This window comes from Bradyrhizobium sp. ORS 375 (genome assembly GCF_000239775.1).
Classification (GTDB): domain Bacteria; phylum Pseudomonadota; class Alphaproteobacteria; order Rhizobiales; family Xanthobacteraceae; genus Bradyrhizobium.
In genome coordinates this window covers 1-20,395 of the sequence record NZ_CAFI01000004.1, presented here as the reverse complement: position 1 = coordinate 20,395, position 20,395 = coordinate 1, and the positions used below count along the sequence as shown (strand labels likewise).

Below are 20,395 nucleotides of genomic sequence, written 5' to 3'. Positions count from 1 at the left end.
CCAGCATGGATCAGGTCAGACCAGAGAGCGCGGTATCAGCCACGCCCGCGCATCGCGCGGCCGCGTTTTCGGTGCACGTGTTCACGGCGCTCGGCGCCGGCGTCGCGCTGCTCGCCATGCTCGAAGCGGTGCGCGAGCACTGGACCGCGATGTTCTGGTGGCTGGGCGTGGCGCTGATCATCGACGGCGTCGACGGACCGGTCGCGCGCTGGCTGGACGTCGTCAACGTGCAGCCGGACTGGTCGGGCGACGTGCTCGATCTCGTCGTCGATTTCACGACCTATGTGTTCGTGCCGGCCTATGCGATCACCGCGAGCGGCATGCTGCTGCCGCTGGCAGCACCGGTGATCGGCGTCGGCATCGCGGTGACCGGTGCGCTGTACTTCGCCGATCGCCGCATGAAGAGCGACGACAATCACTTCCGCGGCTTCCCGGGCCTGTGGAACATCGCGGCGTTCTATCTGTTCCTGCTGCATCCGTCGCCGCTGCTCGCCACGCTCGGCCTCGCACTCCTGATCGCGCTCACCTTTGCGCCGTTTCACGTCATCCACCCCGTGCGGGTCCGGCGGCTGCGCTGGCTGACGCTGCCGCTGGTCGTGCTGTGGAGCGTGCTGGTGATCTACGCGCTCAGGCAGAACTTCGGCGTGCACCCGATCGTGACGGTCCTGCTGTGCGCGATCGGCCTTTACATCGTCGCCAGCGACTCCGCGATCCGTTTGTTGAGATCCTTGAAAGCATGATCGACCTCCTGACCAGTCCCGAAGCCTGGGCGGCGTTGCTGACGCTGACCGCGCTCGAAATCGTTCTCGGCATCGACAACGTCATCTTCCTCTCGGTGATCACCTCGCGCATTCCCGAGCCGCAGGCGTTGCGCGCCCGGCAGATCGGGCTGGCGCTGGCGCTGGTCTTTCGCATCATGCTGCTCAGCGTTCTGGTCTGGCTGATCGGGCTGACACAGCCGGTGTTCTCGATCGGCGAGCTCGGCTTCTCCTGGCGCGACATCATCCTGATCGCAGGCGGCCTGTTCCTGATCGCCAAGGCGACCCATGAGATTCACGCCGAGGTCGAGGCGCGCGAGGAGGAGGGGCCGCAGGCCGGCGGCCGCAGCAGCTTCTTCTGGGTGATCGTACAGATCATCGTCATCGATCTCGTATTCTCGCTGGACTCGATCATCACCGCGATCGGCATGGCTCAGGATCTCGAGATCATGATCGCGGCCGTGATCATCGCGGTCGTCATCATGTACGTCTCGTCCGGACCGGTCGCGCGCTTCGTCGCCAACCATCCGACGACCAAGATGCTGGCGCTCGCCTTCCTGGTGCTGATCGGCGTCGCGCTGGTGGCCGATGGCTTCGAGTTCCACATTCCGCGCGGCTACATCTACTTCGCGATTGCCTTCGCACTCGCGGTCGAGGCCTTCAATGTGATGGCCTCGCGCAACCGCAGGAAGCGTGCGGGCTGAGTGAGCGACTGGGCTGAGTTGACAAGGCCGGCCTGATCGCCTTGGCTTGGCGCCGCGGCTCGGCCGGACCGCCGGTCGCGGCGTCTTTGCGACCAACCAAATGCCCGTCGAGAATCAGGTAATTATCAAGTTTTCTTGCGCCGGATTCTCAGATGCGGCCGCAGAGAGTCCGAAGGGGAGATCGCGGAATGGCCAAGGCGGTGCGCGTGCACAAGGTGGGTGGGCCGGAGGCGCTCGTCTATGAGCCGGTCGATCTGGCCGCCCCCGGACCGGGCGAGGTCCGCATCCGCCAGCACGCGATCGGCCTGAACTTCATCGACGTGTATTATCGCACCGGTCTGTACAAGGCGCCCGGCCTGCCATTCGTGGCGGGCAACGAGGCCGCCGGCGAGGTGATCGCGGTCGGTGCCGGCGTCACAAACTTTCATCCCGGCGACCGCGTTGCCTATTACGAAAATCTCGGCGGTTACGCCACCGAGCGCAACATCGGCTGGCAGCGCCTGGTCAAGCTGCCCGACCACATCACCTATGAGCAGGGCGCCGTGCTGATGCTCAAGGGGCTGACGGTGTGGTACCTGCTGCACAAGACCTTCAAGGTCGAGCCGCACCATCGCGTGCTGATCCATGCCGCCGCCGGCGGCATCGGCCTCTTGGCCTGCCAATGGGCGCGCGCGCTCGGCGCGCATGTCATCGGCACCGTCGGCTCCAAGGCCAAGGCCGACCTCGCTCTCGCCAACGGCTGCGACCACGTCATCCTCTACAATGAGGAGGATTTCGTCGCGCGGGTGAAGCAGATCAGCCGCGGCGAAGGGTGCGACGTGGTCTATGACGGCGTCGGCAAATCGACCTTTCCGGGCTCGCTGTCCTGCCTGAAGCCGCGTGGCCTGTTCGTCAGCTTCGGCAATGCCTCGGGTCCGGTGCCGCCGTTCTCCATCGCCGAGCTGAACAGCCACGGCTCGCTGTTCGCGACGCGGCCGAAGCTCAACGACTACATCGGCAAACGCTCGGAGCTCTTGGAAGGCGCCGACACGCTGTTTTCCGCCGTGATCAGCGGCAAGCTGCACGTTCCCATCAATCACGCCTACGCACTGAAGGACGCGGCGCGCGCCCATGCCGACCTGGAGAGCCGCGCGACCACCGGCGCGTCGATCCTGAAGCCCTAGCTGGCGGGAGCGGCGCGCGCTAGGCCTCGTCCCGAGCCGTTGCTTCGTGACCTGCTGCGCGGCTCCACAACACCTGATCGGTCTGCGCCGCTGTTGAGGGCGCGATCCGGGCCGACGCGAGGCTGTCCTCGCCGTTGCGCCAGGCGCGCTCGCCCTCGGGATCATCGAGCGCCAGCGCGAGGCCGTGATTCAGCTCATAAAGATCGGAAGCGAGCCCGGCCGCGTCGAGCGCGGCCCGTAGCGCGTCCTGCACCAGGCTGCGTAGCGCGATGTGCGGCGCGGAGACCGGCACCTCGACATCGCGACCGGCCATGGCCTGGGCGCAGGCGCGCCGGTCGAACGAGGCATGCCCACGGCAGGCGAGCGGGCGCACCGGGTGAATGACGCAGCCGCCGCGGACCACGAACGGGCACGGCTGGCGCCGCGTCATCCGCTCGGCTTCGCTCAGGCCGCGCGTGGCGCGGTTGGCGAGCTTGACGCGCCGCGCCAACGAGCCGAGTGCCGTTGCCGACATGCGCTCGTCGATCTGCCGGATGTAGCGGGCGAGCAGAAAGATCTCGGGCGCCGTGGCCGTCACCCGCAGCGCGCAGCACGACGGACAGCCCTTGGCACAGGCGAGCGTCGGCAGATGCGCCGTCTGCGCATCGATGTTGGCCTCGAACAGATCGAAGGCGTGATCGGCCAGCACGTCCGCCAAATTCGGCGCGGCCGCCGTCGATGCGACCAGCGAGGCGAACATGCGCTGTAGTTCACGAAACGCTGCATCGCTCATCATGTCCTCCGCCTTTTCGCGACGATGAAACGCCAGCGACCGCGGCGCACCCGGCGCACCGCGGTCGACAGGAGCGAGACGGAGAGGACGCTCACCGCCTCACCCGGAGAGAGCCTTGTTCAGGCCGCGACGTCCTTCAGGATCGCCTCGAAGCAGGGGCGGGGGATGCGGAAGAAACCGCGGCCGCCCGCGAAGGTCTGGTAGTGCGGACGGGCCACGTCCAACAGCCGCTCGTACCACTCGTTGGCGGTCAGGCCGGCCGGCTTCTCGCCGATCATGTTGATGTCGGAGTTCGGGAAGAAGCGGACGTGGATCAACACTTCTTCGGTAGCGGCAGCGGCGGCGATGTGGCTGCGCGTGTCCTCGACGGGCAGCACCCGCGCCAGATTGTCTCTCGCCATACTTGCATCTCCTTCTTGCATGCCGACCTCGTTGTCGGCGGGATGATCATCAGCTTGGTCCGTCAAGCCTCGTCCCTGACGAGCTGATCACATCCCGTACGACGCTATATCCCGTAAGATACAACGTCATGCATCGGATCGCAGGTGTTTGGCCCCGCCAAGATCGTTGTTCCCCAAGGCGGTTGTCTTTGATTTAGGTCAATCGGCTGGAAAGCCACGAACGAGGTCGTTAAATTTCGTCATCATGACTTATGTGCGCATCGGCATCTTCTGCCCCTATGACAATCACGGTTACGGTCATCCCGCGGCCATTCAGGCCGAGACCGATCTGGTGCTCAAGGCGGAGGCACTCGGCTTCGACGAGGCCTGGATCTCCGAGCATCATTTCGACGATGGCAGCTCGAGCCCGTCGATCTTTCCGTTGCTCGGCTATCTCGCCGCGCGGACCTCGAGCATCCGCCTGGGAACGGCAGCCGTGCTGCTGCCGTTCCGTCGGCCGATCGAGGTCGCCGAAGATGTCGCGACCATCGACATTCTGAGCGGCGGACGGCTCGACTTCGGCGTGGCGCGGGGCGGGCCATTTCCGGAGCAGAACCGCAACTTTGCCGTGTCAGCGGAGGAGACGCGCCCGCGCATGCTCGAAGCGCTGCAGCTCATCCAGCGGCTGCTGTCGGAGGACGAGGTCTCGCACCACGGCCGTTATTTCCAAGTCGACCGTCTCAGGCTGACGCCACGTCCGCTGCAGCAGCCCGTTCCGACCTGGATCGCGTCGGCCAGCGATGCCGCGCTCGACGATGCGGCCGCGCATGGCCATGGGCTGATGGCCGGCCTGACCTCGACTGTCGATGATATCGTTCAGATGCTCCGAAACTATCAAACACGGAGCCGCGGCGCCGATCCGCGTCTCGCGGTGTCGCGCTTCTATTGCAGCGCCCCGACCCGGGAGGCAGCGATGACCGAGGCGGCGCCGTTCCTGCAGCAGTTTTTCGACCGCCGGCGTCGGCTGTCCGCGGCTCCCGGCGTCGAGGTGCCGCCGACCAGCATCGACGGCTTCGTCGCGCGCTCGCTGATCGGCAGCCACGACGAAGTTCGCGCCAGGCTCGCGGAGCTCGCAGCCGCCGGGCCGCGCAGCGTGTTGCTGGTCCCGACCAGCACCGACGCCGCGCGGCGCTGCGAGCTGCTCGGGACGTTCAGGACGCACGTCCTGGAGGGACGGCCCGGCTGACGTCGGACCGCCGTTTGCGGACCAGCCTGCTCAGGCCACGCAGCGCGCCGCGCCGGCCTTGGTCAGGATGCCATCCAGCGTGTCGACCATCGCCCCGATCTCATCCCGCGTCACGTTGAGCGCCGGCATGAAGCGCAGCGTATCCGGACGCGGCGCGTTCAAGAGCAGGCCGAGCTCGAACGCGTGCGCCACGATCGATGGTGCGATCGGCCTCGCGACGTCGAGCGCCAGCAGCAGGCCGCGACCGCGCACCTCGCCCAGGCCGTGCCGCGCCGAGATTCGCTGCAGCTCGCTTTCGAGATAGAGCCCGTTGTCCACGACGGTCTTGAGAAACTCCGGCTTGGCAACCGCATCGACCATGGCGAGCCCGGCCGCACACATCAGCGGATTGCCGTTGAAGGTGCCGCCCTGATCGCCATGCTCGAAACACGACGCCTCGCTGGTCGCGAGCAGCGCGCCGAGCGGAACGCCGCCGCCGATGCCCTTGCCAAGCGTCATGATGTCCGGGAGGACGTCGGCATGCTCGTAGCCGAACAGCTTGCCGGTCCGGCCCATGCCTGTCTGGATCTCGTCGACGATCAGTAACAATCCGTGCTTGGTCGTGAGCGACTGAAGCTGCTGCAGGAACTTGGTCGTCGCGGGCCAGACGCCGGCTTCGCCCTGGATCGGCTCCAGCATGATGGCGACCGTCTTGTCCGAGATCAGCGCCTCGACCGAGGCGATGTCGTTCAGGCGCGCCTTGGGGAAACCAGGCACCTTCGGCTCGAACAGCGGCTCGAACGCCTTCTTGCCGGAGGCCGACATGGTCGCGAGCGTGCGGCCATGAAAGCCGCCCTCGAAGGTGATGATCTCATAGGCGCCGTTCTTGCGCAGTGCGCCGTATTTGCGCGCCAGCTTGATGGCGCCCTCATTGGCCTCGGCGCCTGAATTGGTGAAGAACACCTGGTCGAAGCACGAGTGCTCGACCAGCGCTTTGGCGAGGCTCAGGCTGGTGTCGTTGAAATAGGCCGGACTCGGCGTGATCAGCCGTGCCGCCTGGTCGGCGAGCGCCTTGGCGAGCTCGGGTGGCGCGTGGCCGAGCGAGTTCACCGCCCAGCCCTGGATGAAGTCCAGATAGCGCTTGCCGCTGTCGTCCCACAGCCAGGAGCCCTTGCCCTGGACGAAGACGGCGCGCGGACGCGCCGTGATCTCCATCAGGGCGTCATACGGATGGGAGGCGGTCAGCATGGTCAGTCTCCTATGCTCAGGGGGAAGGGGAGGCGACAAAGCGAGAAGGCCGCTCCTTTGCGGGAGCGGCCTTCTCGAAAATCTGAAGCTGATGAGTTTAGCTGATCAGCAACGTCTTCGGACATGGCGCGCCCCGGCATCGTCACGGCGGTGACGACGGCAAACGGCGGCGCGGCGGTTGGTCCGGTTGAAGATCATGCGGCGGCCATACAGGCAAATCGAGCGACGTGTCAAGATCCCGCGACGACAAGGATCGTTGGGGCAACGCGGCGGGGCACGCCTCGTGCGTTTCAGCGCGCCCGATTTCGCGGGCGCAACGCCCCCCTCAGGACTCTCCCGGCGCGGAACTGTTTAGTTCAATTTTTACCAAACATTTAGCGGCAGGATTTACCGTGCTCCCGAAGCGCGAATCCCTCCCGCTCAGGACGAGCGATGTCGAACCCCCATTTCTCCATTGCCGACGAGGTGCAGGCGGCCATCGCCACCGGCTCAGCCGAACGCTGCTCCGGCGTCGCCGAGCGGGTGGCATCACTGTTCATCGCATCCGCTGGCAACATGGATGTCGAGCAGCATGCGCTGTTCGCCGACGTGTTCGAGCGTCTCGTCAACACGATCGAGCTGCGCGCGCTGGCGGATGTTGGTGCGCGGATCGCACTCGCCGAGCTGAGTGCCCAGCTCGCGCCCGTGCCCCAGACGCCCGTCTCGGTGATCCGTCGGCTCGCGCATCATGACGACATCGCCGTGGCCGGCCCGGTGCTCTCGGAGTCGCCGCGGCTCAGCAATGACGATCTCATCGAGATCGCCAACACCCGCGGTGAGAAGCATCTGGTCGCCATTGCTGGACGCTGGTGGTTGCAGGAGGTCGTCACCGATGCGCTCCTGGTCCGGCGCTTTCCCAGCGTCAGCCGCAAGCTGATGAAGAATCCGGGCGCCCGCATCTCGGCGGCCGGCTTCTCGATCATCTTGGCGCAGGCGGCGGGCGATCCTGAGCTGGCGATTGCCACCGGCATTCGCGCCGATCTGCCGGCGGCGTTACGCCGGGCGCTGCTGCAGGGCGCCAGTGAGGCGGTGAGGACAAGGCTGCTCGCATCGGCGCCGCCGCATCTCTACGAGGAGATCCGCGGCGCGATCGCCTCCGCCACCGCGGACGCGGAGCGGGGCATGTCGCGCTGTCGCGACTTCGGCAGCGCCAAGCTGACGATCGGTCAGTTGCGGCAGAGTGGCAAGCTCAACGAATCCATGCTGTTGGATTTCGCCCGGCAGCGTCGCTACACGGAAACCATCGCCGCGATCGCAGAGCTGGCGAGATGCAGCATCGAGCTTGTGCGCCCGCTGATGCAGAGCCTGCGCAGCGACGGCATTCTCGTGCCGTGCAAGGCCGCGGGACTCAGCTGGACCACGGTCGCGGCGATCCTCGACAGCCGGTTCGTCTCCGGTGCAACCAAGCCCGAAGAGTTGAACAAGCTGAAGAGCAAGTATCTCGAGCTCACGCTCGACGAGGCGAAACGACTTATCAAGCTGTGGAACGTCAGAGCGAGCGCGTCGGCAAACGGAACCTGACGGGCCGGGCTCAGAACCCGGCCACCGTGCCGTGCAGATCGTATTCGTCGGCGCGCTCGATTTTGGCCGTCACGATCTCGCCGATGCGCAGTGGCCGCCGGCTGGAGACATAGACCGCGCCATCGATCTCCGGCGCATCGGCCTTGGAGCGGCCCTTGGCCACGGCCGGGCCGACCTCGTCGATGATGATCTGCTGGCGCGTTCCGACCTTCCGCTTCAGCCTTCGCGCGGAGATCTTCTGCTGGCGCGCCATCAGCGCGTTCCAGCGTTCCTGCTTGACCTCGTCGGGCACCTGGCCGGGCAGGGCGTTGGAGGTTGCGCCGGCGACCGGCTCGTATTTGAAGCAGCCGAGGCGATCGATCTCGGCCTCGTCGAGCCAATCCAGCAGATAGGCAAAATCGTCGTCGGTCTCGCCCGGAAAGCCGACGATGAAGGTGGAGCGAAGCGCCAGATCCGGGCACAGCGCGCGCCAGCCCTTGATCCGGTCCAGCGTCTTGTCCTGTGCCGCCGGACGCCGCATCGCCTTCAGCACGTTCGGGCTGGCATGCTGGAACGGGATGTCGAGATAGGGCAGCACCTTGCCGCCGGCCATGAGGCCAATGACCTCATCCACGTGCGGGTACGGGTAGACGTAATGCAGCCGGACCCAGGCCCCGAACTCGCCCAGCTCACGGGCCAGATCGAGGAAGCGGGCCCGGACGTTGCGGTCCTTCCACGCACTTTCGGCATATTTGATGTCCAGGCCATAGGCGGAGGTGTCCTGGGAGATGACCAGCAGCTCCTTGACGCCCGCTTCGACCAGCCGTTCGGCCTCGCGCAGCACGTCGGCGGCAGGCCGCGAAACCAGATCGCCGCGCAGCTTCGGAATGATGCAGAAGCTGCACCTGTTATTGCAGCCTTCGGAGATCTTCAGATACGCGTAGTGCCGGGGCGTGAGCTTGATGCCCTGGGGAGGAACGAGATCCAGATGCGGATTGTGGACGGGCGGCGACGCCCGATGAACGGCGTCGAGCACGCTTTCATATTGCTGCGGACCGGTGATCGAGAGCACGCCGGGGTAGGCCTGCTCGATCTGCTCGGGCTCGGCCCCCATGCAGCCGGTCACGATCACCTTGCCGTTCTCGGCCATGGCCGCGCCGATCGCCGACAGCGATTCCTGCTTGGCGCTGTCGAGAAAGCCGCAGGTGTTGACGATGACGACGTCGGCGCCGTCATGCTTGCGGGCGAGCTCGTAGCCCTCGGCGCGCAGCCGCGTGATGATGCGCTCAGAATCGACCAGCGCCTTCGGACATCCGAGGCTGGTGAAAGAAATGCGCGGCGCTCTGTCCATGTGCTCGCCCGGAACCTGCAAATTGTTCGGATACGGCAATCCAACTAGTTGATCCAATGAAGAAATTCAATGACTAACGTGAGCGGTGCGATGTTAAAGCAGTACTCGCGCCTGAGGCGATCGGCCAGTAGCTGAGGGGGATGGACCTTGAGGGCTCTTGATGTGGAAGCTCGTTCCGATCGACCAAGCGGTAGAGTCGAGACGAAACGCTCGAACGTGCGCGTTTTGGTTGATTCTGTGTCCGGCTCGAATCCACGGAGTTCTACAGCCATGCGCCGCCTCATCTTCGGGATGGCTTTCGTCAGCGTGTCCTGTGGTGCCCTGTTTTCGGCGCGAGCTGAAGTCGACAAGATCATCCATGTATGCGACGGGCAAGAACGAATGTGTCTGGAATTCAGGCCACGCGTGAAAGCACCTGATGGGTGGGCGAGGGACGAGGCTGCGAGCCTCAAGTACCGCGCCTCAATGTTCGTGCCGAACGGGAAGAAGTTCGGCAAAGCGGAGGCCATCATCTATGCCCAAGGAAGCTACAACAAGGATCGGACGGAATTGGTCCAATGGGTCGCAGCCAGCGATCGGCATTGGACGACGACATCCGACGAGAACGCCAAGATCACCGCGCTCCCCTCCGTCAACCCGAAGGTCATCATCCACCGCTACGACAATCCGTCCCTGAAGGACCAGCCGATCGAAGTCATCGCGCATTACGCCGATCTGGACAAAGACGGCAATTCTTACGTCGTGCGGCTAGCGGTGTCCGGCCTCAACGAGACGGCGGTGCTGGCTGCCGTGCCACTTCTCGACGAGATGATCATTGGCGCGAAGATTCCGTGAGGGCACAAGGCCAATGACAGCTGTCTTCGGCGGGTCTTCCTTGGGGAGCAGCGCGGGTCGAGGGGTATCCATTTCGTTGTCTCAGCAGTCACCGAGCGAAGCGAAGCTGATCTTGGACGCGGAACCCTGCTGCATTTGGAACCGCCTGACAGGGTGGGCGTCAGCTAGTCCTAATTACTCAGAAAGACAAGGCTTTAAGCCGGTCATGTCCGTGCTATGGATGATGGCCCGGACAACTGGTGAACGATGAGCGCCGAGCAGTCGCCTAAAATCGTGATCGTCGACGAAAGCCCGATCCGCGCCGCAATCCTCGAGGAGGGGCTGCGCGAGGCGGGATTTACCGGCGTGGTGCATGTCAGCGAGATGCAGGGTCTTCTGGCGCGGATCTACGCCCTGGACCCCGATGTCATCGTCATCGACCTGGAGAACCCCAGCCGGGACGTGCTCGAGCAGATGTTCCAGGTGAGCAGGGCGGTGCGGCGGCCGATCGCGATGTTCGTCGATCAGAGCGATGCGGCCTCGATTCAGGCCTCGGTGGAGGCCGGCGTTTCCGCCTACATCGTCGACGGCCTGAAGAAGGAACGGATCAAGCCGATCCTCGACCTCTGCATCTCCCGTTTCAATGCCTTCTCGAAGCTGCAGGACGAGCTCGAGCGCACCAAATCGGCGCTCGAGGATCGCAAGGTCATCGACCGCGCCAAGGGCATTCTGATGAAGATGAAGGGCTTCACCGAAGAGGAGGCCTATGTGCTGCTGCGCTCCACGGCGATGCGCGAGAAGAAGAAGATCGGTGAGATCGCGCAGTCGATCCTGACCGCCTCGGAGATGCTGAAATGACCGGCCCGCTTCGCATTGGCTTCATTCCGCTGGTCGATGCCGCCGCGTTGATCGTCGCCGTCGACAAGGGCTTTGCGGCAGCCGAAGGGCTCGACGTCACGCTGGTGCGCGAGGTCTCCTGGTCGAACGTCCGCGACAAGCTCAATATCGGCCTGTTCGACGCGGCGCATTTGTTGGCCCCGGTGGCGATTGCGTCGAGTCTCGGGATCGGACACGTCAAGGTTCCGATCGTGGCGCCGTTCAGCCTCGGTGTGAACGGCAATGCGATCACGGTGACCCCGGCGCTGCATGCCGAGTTGATGGCGCATCTCGATGGCGATCGCTTCGATCCAATGGCGACCGCGCTGGCGCTGGCGCGCGTCGTGGCCGCCCGCCGCAAGGCCGGCGCCGAGCCGCTGACCTTCGGCATGACCTTTCCGTTCTCGACCCACAACTATCAGCTCCGGTTCTGGATGGCCGCCGGCGGCGTCGATCCCGACGAGGACGTCCGTCTGGTTGTGTTGCCGCCGCCCTACATGGTGGAGAGCATTGCCAGCGGCCACGTCGACGCCTTCTGCGTCGGCGCGCCCTGGAATTCGATCGCCGTCGATCTCGGCATCGGTCACATCTTGCATTTCGTCTCGGACGTCCTCGTGCGGGCTGCCGAGAAGGTCTTGGCCGTCAGGCAGAGCTGGGCGGACAAGAAGCCCGACGCGTTGGCCGCCCTGGTCCGAGCCTGCGCCCGCGCTGCCGATTTCATCGAACAGAACCATGAGGACGCAGCTCGGATCCTCGCCCAGCCCGACCGCATCGGCGTCGACGCGGAGGTCCTCAAGCGCACGCTCGATGGCCGGCTCAAGATCTCCCCGGACGGCACCTTCCGCGATAGCCCGCGCTATCTGCTGGTCGGCCGCGAGGGCGCAGCCCGGCCGGAGAAGATCCAGGCGGCGTGGCTCTATGCCCAGATGGTCCGCTGGGGCCAGACGCCGCTCAGCAGCGAGGCCCTGAGTACGGCCATGGGCGTGTTCCGGCCTGATATCTATGACGCCGCGCTTGGCACCCAGGGCCAAGCTCGGGACGCCGCGATTGGGGCCTTCGCCGGTCCGCCGTTTGCGGCGGACGATGTGGTGGGCCACCTCAAGTCGTTCAAGATCGGCCGCTGGACGGCCTGATCCCGCATTCCGACCAGGATTCAGGCAGCGCGCTCCGTCGACTAAAATTTGGGCGGGGTGCTCGCATTTCGGAGCTTGAGCCTGCGAAGACGCCATCGGCGATTCGTTCACTCTTTTGAATTCACTCGTATTTTCCTGGCTCGGCCGCTGGCACGCAACTTGAATATTGCAGTGCAGCCAGCCGCCGCAGATGCCGCTGGCTGCAATCCGTGTCGGATTTCCGCAGCAACGAAGCTGGTCGGATCGCTCTCTGAACGCCGCCAACGCTGGCCGTTCGGGCGACGCGATCCTCATCCCAATCCCGAACGCCAATCGCCCGGCCGCTGGAGCTTCGTCCGCCATCATGAAAATCGAGCCGTTGTCTGTCGACTTCAACGACGAGCAGAAGCGCTATCTCGAGGGGCTGGCCGCCGGCCTCAAGGTGACACTCGTCGGTCGCGGCCCAGCGAGCACCACAGCCGCAGCCGAGCCGACCGGTCCCGACGCGATCCACATCAAGGCTCAGGACAAGGTTCTCGCGTCGGGGCGCAAGCTTGCTGACCAGGAGAAGGTGAAGCGCGAGCTGCATCCGTTCGATGCCTATGAGCGGTTGAAGGAGCAGGCTCGCAGCAACGCCGCGCCCTCGGCTCCTGACAATTTCCGCTGGCGCTATTACGGCCTGTTCCACGTTGCGCCGGCGCAGGACTCCTACATGTGCCGGCTGCGCATACCGAACGGTGTCATGAAGCATTGGCAGCTGTCGGGGCTCGCCGATCTCGCCGATCAACTCTGCGGCCCTTACAGCCACGTGACCACGCGCGCCAATCTGCAACTGCGCGAGATCCCGCCGAAGCACGCCGTGATGCTGCTGGAGGGGCTCTCAGATCTCGGCCTCACCGCGCGCGGCTCGGGTGCCGACAATATCCGCAATGTGACGGGCACACCGACTGCGGGCATCGACCCGCAGGAGCTGTTGGATACGCGGCCGTTTTCGCGCGAATGGCATTTCCACATCCTCAACGACCGCTCGCTGTACGGCCTGCCGCGCAAGTTCAACGTCGCCTTCGACGGCGCTGGCCGCATCGCGGCGCTGGAGGACACCAACGACATCGCGTTCTCCGCGGTCGAGGTGAAGGACGGCTTCGGCGTCACGCCGGGCGTGTGGTTCAGGCTCGGCCTCGGCGGCATCACCGGCCACAAGGATTTCGCCAAGCCGACCGGGATCATCGTCGAGCCGGAGCGCGCGACCGAAGTGGCCGACGCCATCGTGCGGCTGTTCATCGAGACCGGCGATCGCACCAATCGCCTGAAGGCGCGGCTCAAATACGTGCTCGACAGCATGGGCCACGACAAGTTCATGGAGGCGGTCGAGGCGAGGCTCGGCCGCAAGCTCGCGCGCGTGCCGGATGAGGCGCTGAAGCCGCGTCCCGGGGCGGACCGCATGGCCCATATCGGCGTGCACCAGCAGAAGCAGCAGGGGCTGAACTGGATCGGCGTCGTGCTGCCGTTGGGCAAGTTGACGACGGATCAGATGCGGGCGCTGGCCAAGATCGCCGCCGATCTCGGCGACGGCGAGATCCGGCTGACCGTCTGGCAGAACCTGCTGCTGTCCGGTGTGAGCGACGACAAGGTCGCACTGGCCTGCGCTGCGATCGAGCAGATCGGGCTTTGCACCAAGGCCTCGCACCTCCGCGCCGGATTGATCGCCTGCACCGGCAATGCCGGCTGCAAGTTCGCCGCAGCCAACACCAAGAAGCACGCGTCCGAAATCGTCGGTTGGTGCGAGAGCAGGGTGGATGTCGATACGCCGCTGAACATCCATCTCACCGGCTGCCATCATTCCTGCGCCCAGCACTATATCAGCGATATCGGCATGATCGCGGCCAAAGTGCCTGTCGGCGACGGCGATGAGACGGTCGAGGGCTATCATTTGTTCGCCGGTGGCGGCTTCGGTCCTCAGGCCGATATCGGCCGCGAGGTCTATCGCGATCTCAAGGCCGACGATGCGCCGCGCACAGTCGAGAAGCTGCTGAAGGCCTATCTGGCGCATCGCAGCTCTCCTGATGAGACTTTCTTGTCGTTCGCCCGCCGCCACGATGGTGACGCGCTGCGCCAGCTTGCCGAAGCCCAGACCTCGTCCGAGATGACAGCATGAACCAGATCACGCCCATGCCGAAGATCGAGATCATCCCCGCGAGCGCGCCGTTCTCCGAGGCGCAGCGCTCCTGGCTCAATGGCTTTCTCGCCGGCGCGCTCGGCCTCGACGGTTCGACGCCAGTGTCGCCGGCGCAGAACGGTGCCGTGCTCGCAGCGCCAGGTGATGGCGATGATGGCGAGGCGCCGTGGCACGACCAGACCATGCCGATCGCCGAGCGCATGAAGCTGGCCCAGGGCCGCCCGCTGCGCCGGCGCATGATGGCGGCGATGGCGCAGCAGGATTGCGGGCAGTGCGGCTACAATTGCAGCGACTATTCGGATGCGATCGCCGATCGCAGCGAGGGGCGTCTCAACCTGTGCGTCCCCGGCGGCAAGGAAACCGCGCGGATGCTGAAGGCGCTGTACGAGGAGATCGACAAGGCGCCCGCGACCAAGCCCGCTGCCGTTGCAGCAGCACCCGCCACCGTTTCCGTCGTCGTCAGCGAGCCCGGCCGCTCGCGCGACAATCCGGTGGAGGCGACGTTCCTGTCGCGACGGCTGCTCAATAAGCCCGGCTCGGAGAAGGAGACTTGGCACATCGAGTTCGATCTCGCCGAAGCTGGGCTCGACTACGTCGTCGGCGATTCCTTCGGCATCTTCGCCAAGAATGATCTCGGTCTGGTCGACCAGATCATCGCGCTGCTCGGCGCCTCGCACATGACCGAGGTGCACGGCAAGCCGCTGCGGCAGTGCCTGCTCGAGGACGTCTCGCTGTCGCCGGCACCGGACTCGCTGTTCGAGCTCATCTCCTTCATCAGCGGCGGCGCCACCCGTGAAAAGGCGCGGCGGCTGGCGCAGGGCGAGGATCCCGATGGCGATGCGGCGACACTCGATGTGATGGCGGTGCTGCAGAAGTTCTCCGGCGTGCGGCCGCATCCCGAGGCGTTCGTCGAAGCCCTGGAGCCGCTGCAACCGCGGCTATACTCGATCTCGTCCTCGCACAACGCCACGCCCGGCAAGCTCTCGCTGACGGTCGACTGCGTCCGCTACGTCATCGGCAAGCGCAAGCGGCTCGGCCTCGCCTCGACGTTCCTGGCCGAGCGCATCAATCCCAGCGACAAGCTGCGCGTCTACGTGCAGAAGGCGCACGGCTTCGCGCTGCCCGCCGATCCGAACACGCCGATCATCATGGTCGGCCCCGGCACCGGCATCGCGCCGTTCCGCGCCTTCCTGCACGATCGCAGGGCGACCGGCGCGCCGGGCAAGAATTGGCTGTTCTTCGGTCACCAGCGCAGCGACTGCGATTTCTTCTACGCCGACGAGCTCAACGCGATGAAGACGGCGGGGCTTCTGACGCGGCTGTCGCTGGCGTGGTCGCGTGACGGCGACAAGAAATTCTACGTCCAGGACCGCATGCGCGAGGTCGGCCGCGAGGTCTGGACCTGGCTCGCCGGCGGCGCGCATCTCTACATCTGTGGTGATGCCAAGCGGATGGCCAAGGATGTCGAACGCGCGCTGGTCGACATCGTCGCGCAGTTCGGCGCCCGGTCGACCGACGAAGCTGTGAGCTTCGTGGCAGACCTCAAGAAGAAGGGGCGGTTCCAGCTCGACGTTTATTAACGAGTCGAGGAGGCCGGAACCCGGCGGATAAAATTCTCGGGTGGAACCGCGGGCGAGAATGTTTTGGTCCAGGGCGGACCCGAAACAGGGGGCTTGTCGTTATTTGCCCGGTTGCCTTGCAACGGCCTGCGAGAACGCTTTTCTCATGGCCGGAACTTCAGGAGACCGGCCATGCGGACGCTTTCGACGCCCCTGCGACAGATGCCTCAGGCCCGCGCCATTCGCGAGCGCGGCGCGACAGCAGCCCTGGTCGCCCTTTACGGCGCGCTTGCGCTGATCGCGGCCATCACGCTGGGCATGCCCTTCACCCATCCGTTCTGATCAAACTCCGTCGCTCAGGGCGCCGTCTTGAATGGCGCTACCTTGATGCCGGCCGCGTCGAGCGCCTTGCGCACCTCGCGGGCGATCTCGACGGCCCCGGCGGTGTCGCCGTGGATGCAGACGGTGTCGGTGCGCATCTTCATCACCTTGCCCGTCACCGAGACGACGGCGCCGTCTTGCACCATCCGCACGACGCGATCGGCGATCTCTTTGGGATCATGCAGCACCGCTCCCGGCTTGCTGCGCGACACCAAGAGGCCATTGTCGTCGTAGGCGCGGTCGGCGAACACCTCGTGCGCCATCGAGAGGTTCGCCTTCTCGCCGGCCGTCACCAGCTTGGAGTTGGCGAGCACGACGAAGATCAAGCTGGAGTCCACGGCCTTGATCGCCCTGGCGATCGCGTTCGCCGTCATGTCGTCCTCACAGGCGACGTTGGAGAGTGCGCCATGCGCCTTGACATGCGTGACCTTGTGGCCGGCAGCGGTCGCGATCGCCTGCAGCGCGCCGATCTGATAGGCGACGAGATTCTCGATCTCGGATGATTTCAGCCCCGGCACCGGGCGCCGGCCGAAGCCGTGCAGGTCGCGATAGCCGGGATGGGCGCCGACGCTGACGCCCTTGGCCTTCGCCATCTCGACCGTCCGGCGCATGATGTCGGCATCGCCGGCGTGGAAGCCGCAGGCGACGTTCACCGACGTTGCAAGCTCGATCATCGCCGCATCATTGCCCATCTCCCACGGGCCGAAACTTTCTCCAAGGTCGCAGTTCAGATCGACGGTGCTGGTCATGTCAGGGCTCCGCGCGTTGATGGGTCGGAAGCAGCGTTAGAGGTGGTCGGGTTGATCGGGCGTCACTCCGGGCCAGGTGGTGACGTCGGTTGCGCTGACCGCATGGCCGGCCACATTCGCCGTGAACAGCGCATCGACGTTGAAGTCGTTGCTCGCCAGCTTGGTGACGCGTTCCGGCAGGCTGCGCAGCAGATCCTTGTAGCGGCGCAGCTCGGCCTGCGCCTCGGCCATGCTGACCGCCTTGAAGCGGAACGGCGTGCCGGCCGGCGTCTGCGCCAGCCGGCCGAAATCGGCCGTGATGACGGTGGCGATCTTCGGATAGCCGCCGCTCGTGCCGCGGTCGGACATCAGCACGATCGGCGAACCGTTGCCGGGCACCTGGATGCTGCCTTCAACGGTGCCGTCGGAGACGATGTTGTGGCCGTGCAGATGGCGGATCACAGGGCCTTCGAGGCGATAGCCCATGCGGTCGCTGGTGGCCGAGACCGTCCAGTCGCTGCAGAGGAACAGCGCCTTCATCTCGTCGCTGAACTCATCGTCCTGCGGGCCCATCACGACCCGGATGGCGCCGCTCAGCTTCGGCAGCTCAATCTGCATCTCCGGCGCGCCCGTCGCTGGTGCGACGTCGAAGACATCGCCAGCCTGGAGCGGGCGCGGGTAGGGGCTTCCCAATCCCGCACGCGCATTCACCGAGAGACTGTTGAACATCGGCTCGCCGGCAATGCCGCCTTCGATGGCGAGATAGCTGAAGGAGCCGCCACGGGCAAAGCCGAGCGTCAGCTTCTCACCCTCGTTCAGCGTCACCGACGTATTCATCTCGACCGGACGCTTGCTGACATCAGCGGGACGCGGCGCGCCTGACAGCGCGACGCGCACCGCGCCAGCCTTTGCCATGAAGGTCGCGCCGAACGGACCGATCTCGATTGCCGCTGCCGTCAGCTCATTACCGACGAGACTGTTTGCCGCTGCGAGCGACAGCTTGTCCATCGCGCCGGATGGCGTCAGCCCGTAGCGCTGCGCGCCGAAGCGGCCGCCATCCTGGACCGAGCTTGCGGGGCCGATCTGTGAAACGACGAGCGTGCTCATGCGGCGATCCGCTCGGCGATGAGCTCGCCCGCCTCGGCGGCGCGTTCCTGCTCGGCAAACGTTTTCTCATCGACCGCGATGAAGCTCACCTCATCACCCGGCTCGAGCAGGAAGGTCGGCTCACGATGCAGCTGGAACGTCCGCATCGCCGTGCGGCCGAGCAGATGCCAGCCACAGGGGCCGGCGAGGCACTGGATGCCGGTCTGGATGCCGCCGATGGCGATGATGCCGGCCGGTGTCGCGAGCCGCGGGTTCTGCCGGCGCGACATCTGCAAGCGTGGATCGAGCCCGGAGAGATAGGACCAGCCTGGCGTGAAGCCGATCATCGCGACGCGATAGCTGGCGGCGACGTGACGGGCGACGACCTCGTCTGGCGTGAGGCTCAGCGCTTTGGCGACGTCCTCGAGATCGATACCGTTCTCACCCCCATAGCACACGGGAACCCGCCAGCGCCTGATGTCGGTCTCCGGCGCGAGCGAGCCTGCCGACAGCGTCAGCAACCTGTTGCTGAGCTCATCGTGGCCGATCACGCCCGGATCGTAATGCACCAGCAGCGAGCGATAGGTCGGCACCGTCTCGGTGACACCCGCGATGCCGGCCGCCGCCAGCGCATGATCGAGCGCGAGCACGCGACGGTTGGCGGTCTCGTCGATGGTCCGGCTGAACTCGACGGTGACGGCGCTGTCGCCGCTGGGCAGCAGGCGAGGGGGTGGAAAAGGATCGGCCATTGGTCCGAAATCATCCGCGTTCGTGATCCCTGATCTAGCTGGTTTCGTTGGCCAGTGGAATTGGGTCAATGGCAAAAAGCCTCGAAAATTCAATAAATTAATCGGATGTCCTGCGATAAGGATCATTTATCGGGCGGCTGCAGGGCCCGCATGCGCTGGACGCACCGAGCATGCCCTTGACGCAGCGTTCGTCGCTCGCAAGATGCGCCTGCTTTTCCGCCAGCCTGCTTGGAGCGCCAGTCTCACAATGTCCCTCACTCCCGAAGCCATCGCCACCCTGTCCCAGGTCACCACCGCGACCATCACGACGGTCCTGCTGAAGAAGGGGTTGCGCAATGTCTGGCTGCGCGGCGCGAAGCCGCTGCGCCCGGGACAGAAGCGGCTGGTGGGCCCCGCCTTCACGCTGCGCTTCGTGCCGGCGCGCGAGGATCTGGCGACGCCGGAGTCCTGGTCGTCGCCGATCTCGACCCGCACCGCCATCGAGGCCATGCCTGAGGGCTGCATCGCGGTGGTCGACGCGATGGGCGTCAAGGACGCCGGCATCTTCGGCGACATTCTCTGCGCGCGCATGGTCAAGCGCGGCGTCACCGCGCTGATCACCGACGGCGTGGTGCGTGACCTCGAAGGCGTGATGGGCACCGGCCTGCCCGTGTGGTGCGACGGCTACGCCGCGCCGCCCTCGGTCGCGGGTCTCACGTTCGTTGGCTGGGGTGAGGCGATCGGCTGTGGCGGCGTCGCCGTGTTCCCGAACGACGTCATCGTCGCCGACCAGGACGGCGCGGTGCTGATCCCGCAGGCGATGCTCGACCACGTGCTCGCCGAAGGTCCGGAGCAGGAGCGGATGGAGGCGTGGATCGTCGAAGAGGTGAACAAGGGCGCGGTGCTGCCGGGCCTCTATCCGATGAACGCCGAGACCAAGGCGCGCTACGCCGCGTCGAAGAAATAAGATCGAACAGCCGCAGAAAGGCTCATCATGGATTTTCATCCCGCTGGCTCGCGCGCGACGCGCAAGGCGCCCGCCGAATACTTCACCGGTAACGTGCTGCAGGACCCGCTGATCATGGCGCCGGCGCCGGCGCGTCTCAACGCCTCGCGCGTGTCGTTCGCACCGGGCGCGCGCACGGCCTGGCACACCCATCCGCTCGGGCAGACGCTCTACGTCATCTCCGGCATCGGCCGCATCCAGGCCAAGGGCGGCCCGGTGCGCGAGATCCGGCCGGGCGACGTGATCTTCATCCCGCCGGGCGAGAAGCACTGGCACGGCGCGTCGCCTGACAATGAGATGACCCACATCGCCATGCAGGAGGCGCTCGACGGCGTCTATTCCAACTGGATGGAGCACGTCACCGACGCCGAATACGCCACGCCGGTCGGCTGATGCGGGACTGACAAGATGTCGAGCGCGCGGTCGAGAGGCCGCGCGCTTTTGTTTTGTCCGCGCCGTGCTCAGTTCACCCGCGTCCAGGTCTGGCCGCCGCAGAACATGCCGCCGAAGGCGCAGCCCTGCACGCGCAGGCTGTCCGGCCCCTTCAGCGCGATCGTGGAATCGTAGGTGCTGCCGCTGTTCGGGTCGAAGATGCGGCCGCTCCACTTCTTCTCCGGAGGCTTGTCGCTCGGCCGCATGTTGATCAGGATCTGCTCGCCATTCTGATTGGTCTTGGCGTCGATCGAGTAGCCGCAGAGATTGGCGCCGCAGGGCTCGATGCGGATCTTGCCCTCCTTCTCCTCGGTGAGCCAGATGCCGACTGGCGAGTTTGGATCGCGCACGGCAGCGG

General features: G+C 65.5%; 21 protein-coding genes. 13 read left to right on the top strand and 8 right to left on the bottom strand.

Going from position 1 to position 20,395, the window contains the following annotated elements; all coding sequences use genetic code 11:
- Nucleotides 1-5: 5 nt before the first annotated feature.
- The 3 genes from pcsA to BRAO375_RS00365 all read left to right on the top strand — a co-directional run bounded on the left by pcsA (nt 6) and on the right by BRAO375_RS00365 (nt 2,625).
- Complete coding sequence (pcsA, locus tag BRAO375_RS00375) at nt 6-740, top strand: phosphatidylcholine synthase (RefSeq protein WP_009025453.1); 735 nt, start codon at nt 6-8, stop codon at nt 738-740.
- Nucleotides 737-1,462 (top strand): TerC family protein, encoded by a 726-nt coding sequence (locus tag BRAO375_RS00370; RefSeq protein ID WP_009025452.1) that lies wholly within the window; start codon nt 737-739, stop codon nt 1,460-1,462. Before pcsA ends, BRAO375_RS00370 begins: the two co-directional genes overlap by 4 nt.
- Nucleotides 1,463-1,650: 188 nt before the next feature.
- A complete protein-coding gene (locus BRAO375_RS00365) occupies nt 1,651-2,625 on the top strand; it encodes a quinone oxidoreductase family protein (protein WP_035638151.1) in 975 nt (324 codons plus the stop codon).
- Nucleotides 2,626-2,644: 19 nt separating this feature from the next.
- On the opposite strand, the gene BRAO375_RS00360 is transcribed toward BRAO375_RS00365, so the two are convergent.
- Nucleotides 2,645-3,397: a YkgJ family cysteine cluster protein gene (locus BRAO375_RS00360; protein ID WP_009025450.1), complete on the bottom strand. Its 753-nt coding sequence runs from the start codon at nt 3,395-3,397 to the stop codon at nt 2,645-2,647.
- A 119-nt stretch (nt 3,398-3,516) separates the two neighbouring features.
- Nucleotides 3,517-3,798: a hypothetical protein gene (locus BRAO375_RS00355; protein WP_009025449.1), complete on the bottom strand. Its 282-nt coding sequence runs from the start codon at nt 3,796-3,798 to the stop codon at nt 3,517-3,519.
- A gap of 244 nt (nt 3,799-4,042) precedes the next feature.
- Here BRAO375_RS00355 and BRAO375_RS00350 point away from each other — a divergent pair, with 244 nt between their 5' ends.
- Complete coding sequence (locus tag BRAO375_RS00350; RefSeq protein ID WP_244423082.1) at nt 4,043-5,023, top strand: LLM class flavin-dependent oxidoreductase; 981 nt, start codon at nt 4,043-4,045, stop codon at nt 5,021-5,023.
- A gap of 30 nt (nt 5,024-5,053) precedes the next feature.
- On the opposite strand, the gene BRAO375_RS00345 is transcribed toward BRAO375_RS00350, so the two are convergent.
- The gene (locus BRAO375_RS00345; protein WP_009025447.1) at nt 5,054-6,250 is read right to left on the bottom strand and encodes an acetylornithine transaminase; all 1,197 of its coding nucleotides are present in this window, start codon (nt 6,248-6,250) and stop codon (nt 5,054-5,056) included.
- Between the two features lie 432 nt (nt 6,251-6,682).
- Here BRAO375_RS00345 and BRAO375_RS00340 point away from each other — a divergent pair, with 432 nt between their 5' ends.
- Nucleotides 6,683-7,810 carry a DUF2336 domain-containing protein gene (locus tag BRAO375_RS00340; protein WP_009025446.1) on the top strand — a complete coding sequence of 376 codons (1,128 nt, stop codon included), beginning with the start codon at nt 6,683-6,685 and terminating at the stop codon, nt 7,808-7,810.
- Nucleotides 7,811-7,820: 10 nt separating this feature from the next.
- Here the strand turns inward: BRAO375_RS00340 and rimO are convergent, their stop codons facing one another.
- On the bottom strand, nt 7,821-9,140 hold the full coding sequence (gene rimO / locus BRAO375_RS00335) for a 30S ribosomal protein S12 methylthiotransferase RimO (protein WP_009025445.1): 1,320 nt from the start codon (nt 9,138-9,140) through the stop codon (nt 7,821-7,823).
- A gap of 270 nt (nt 9,141-9,410) precedes the next feature.
- Between rimO and BRAO375_RS00330 the strand changes: the two genes are divergently transcribed.
- The 6 genes from BRAO375_RS00330 (at nt 9,411) to BRAO375_RS37825 (ending at nt 16,018) form a co-directional block, all read left to right on the top strand.
- Nucleotides 9,411-9,974, top strand: a complete 564-nt coding sequence (locus BRAO375_RS00330; RefSeq protein ID WP_009025444.1) for a hypothetical protein — start codon at nt 9,411-9,413, stop codon at nt 9,972-9,974.
- A gap of 246 nt (nt 9,975-10,220) precedes the next feature.
- Nucleotides 10,221-10,811 carry an ANTAR domain-containing response regulator gene (locus BRAO375_RS00325; RefSeq protein WP_008965342.1) on the top strand — a complete coding sequence of 197 codons (591 nt, stop codon included), beginning with the start codon at nt 10,221-10,223 and terminating at the stop codon, nt 10,809-10,811.
- Complete coding sequence (locus BRAO375_RS00320; RefSeq protein ID WP_009025443.1) at nt 10,808-11,962, top strand: CmpA/NrtA family ABC transporter substrate-binding protein; 1,155 nt, start codon at nt 10,808-10,810, stop codon at nt 11,960-11,962. Before BRAO375_RS00325 ends, BRAO375_RS00320 begins: the two co-directional genes overlap by 4 nt.
- A 343-nt stretch (nt 11,963-12,305) precedes the next feature.
- On the top strand, nt 12,306-14,096 hold the full coding sequence (locus BRAO375_RS00315; protein WP_009025442.1) for a NirA family protein: 1,791 nt from the start codon (nt 12,306-12,308) through the stop codon (nt 14,094-14,096).
- Nucleotides 14,093-15,697: a sulfite reductase subunit alpha gene (locus BRAO375_RS00310; protein WP_009025441.1), complete on the top strand. Its 1,605-nt coding sequence runs from the start codon at nt 14,093-14,095 to the stop codon at nt 15,695-15,697. The genes BRAO375_RS00315 and BRAO375_RS00310 overlap by 4 nt, the downstream gene beginning before the upstream one ends.
- A 171-nt stretch (nt 15,698-15,868) precedes the next feature.
- Nucleotides 15,869-16,018, top strand: coding sequence for a hypothetical protein (locus BRAO375_RS37825; protein ID WP_009025440.1), 150 nt, complete (start codon nt 15,869-15,871; stop codon nt 16,016-16,018).
- A gap of 14 nt (nt 16,019-16,032) precedes the next feature.
- Here BRAO375_RS37825 and BRAO375_RS00305 read toward each other — a convergent pair whose 3' ends face one another.
- Genes BRAO375_RS00305 through pxpB form a run of 3 tightly spaced genes read right to left on the bottom strand, consistent with a single transcriptional unit; the run spans nt 16,033 to nt 18,620 of the window.
- Entirely contained in the window at nt 16,033-16,806 is a 774-nt protein-coding gene (locus tag BRAO375_RS00305) for a LamB/YcsF family protein (RefSeq protein WP_009025439.1), read from the bottom strand.
- A 36-nt stretch (nt 16,807-16,842) separates the two neighbouring features.
- The gene (locus tag BRAO375_RS00300; RefSeq protein WP_009025438.1) at nt 16,843-17,892 is read right to left on the bottom strand and encodes a 5-oxoprolinase subunit C family protein; all 1,050 of its coding nucleotides are present in this window, start codon (nt 17,890-17,892) and stop codon (nt 16,843-16,845) included.
- Nucleotides 17,889-18,620, bottom strand: coding sequence for a 5-oxoprolinase subunit PxpB (pxpB, locus tag BRAO375_RS00295; protein ID WP_009025437.1), 732 nt, complete (start codon nt 18,618-18,620; stop codon nt 17,889-17,891). Before pxpB ends, BRAO375_RS00300 begins: the two co-directional genes overlap by 4 nt.
- Before the next feature lie 247 nt (nt 18,621-18,867).
- On the opposite strand from pxpB, the gene BRAO375_RS00290 reads away from it, so the two are divergent.
- Together BRAO375_RS00290 and BRAO375_RS00285 are read left to right on the top strand one after the other, a co-directional pair.
- On the top strand, nt 18,868-19,566 hold the full coding sequence (locus BRAO375_RS00290) for a ribonuclease activity regulator RraA (RefSeq protein ID WP_009025436.1): 699 nt from the start codon (nt 18,868-18,870) through the stop codon (nt 19,564-19,566).
- A gap of 27 nt (nt 19,567-19,593) precedes the next feature.
- The gene (locus BRAO375_RS00285) at nt 19,594-19,998 is read left to right on the top strand and encodes a (R)-mandelonitrile lyase (RefSeq protein ID WP_009025435.1); all 405 of its coding nucleotides are present in this window, start codon (nt 19,594-19,596) and stop codon (nt 19,996-19,998) included.
- A gap of 68 nt (nt 19,999-20,066) precedes the next feature.
- Here the strand turns inward: BRAO375_RS00285 and BRAO375_RS00280 are convergent.
- A partial coding sequence (locus BRAO375_RS00280; protein ID WP_035638143.1) for a DUF2147 domain-containing protein occupies nt 20,067-20,395 on the bottom strand: 329 nt, incomplete at its 5' end.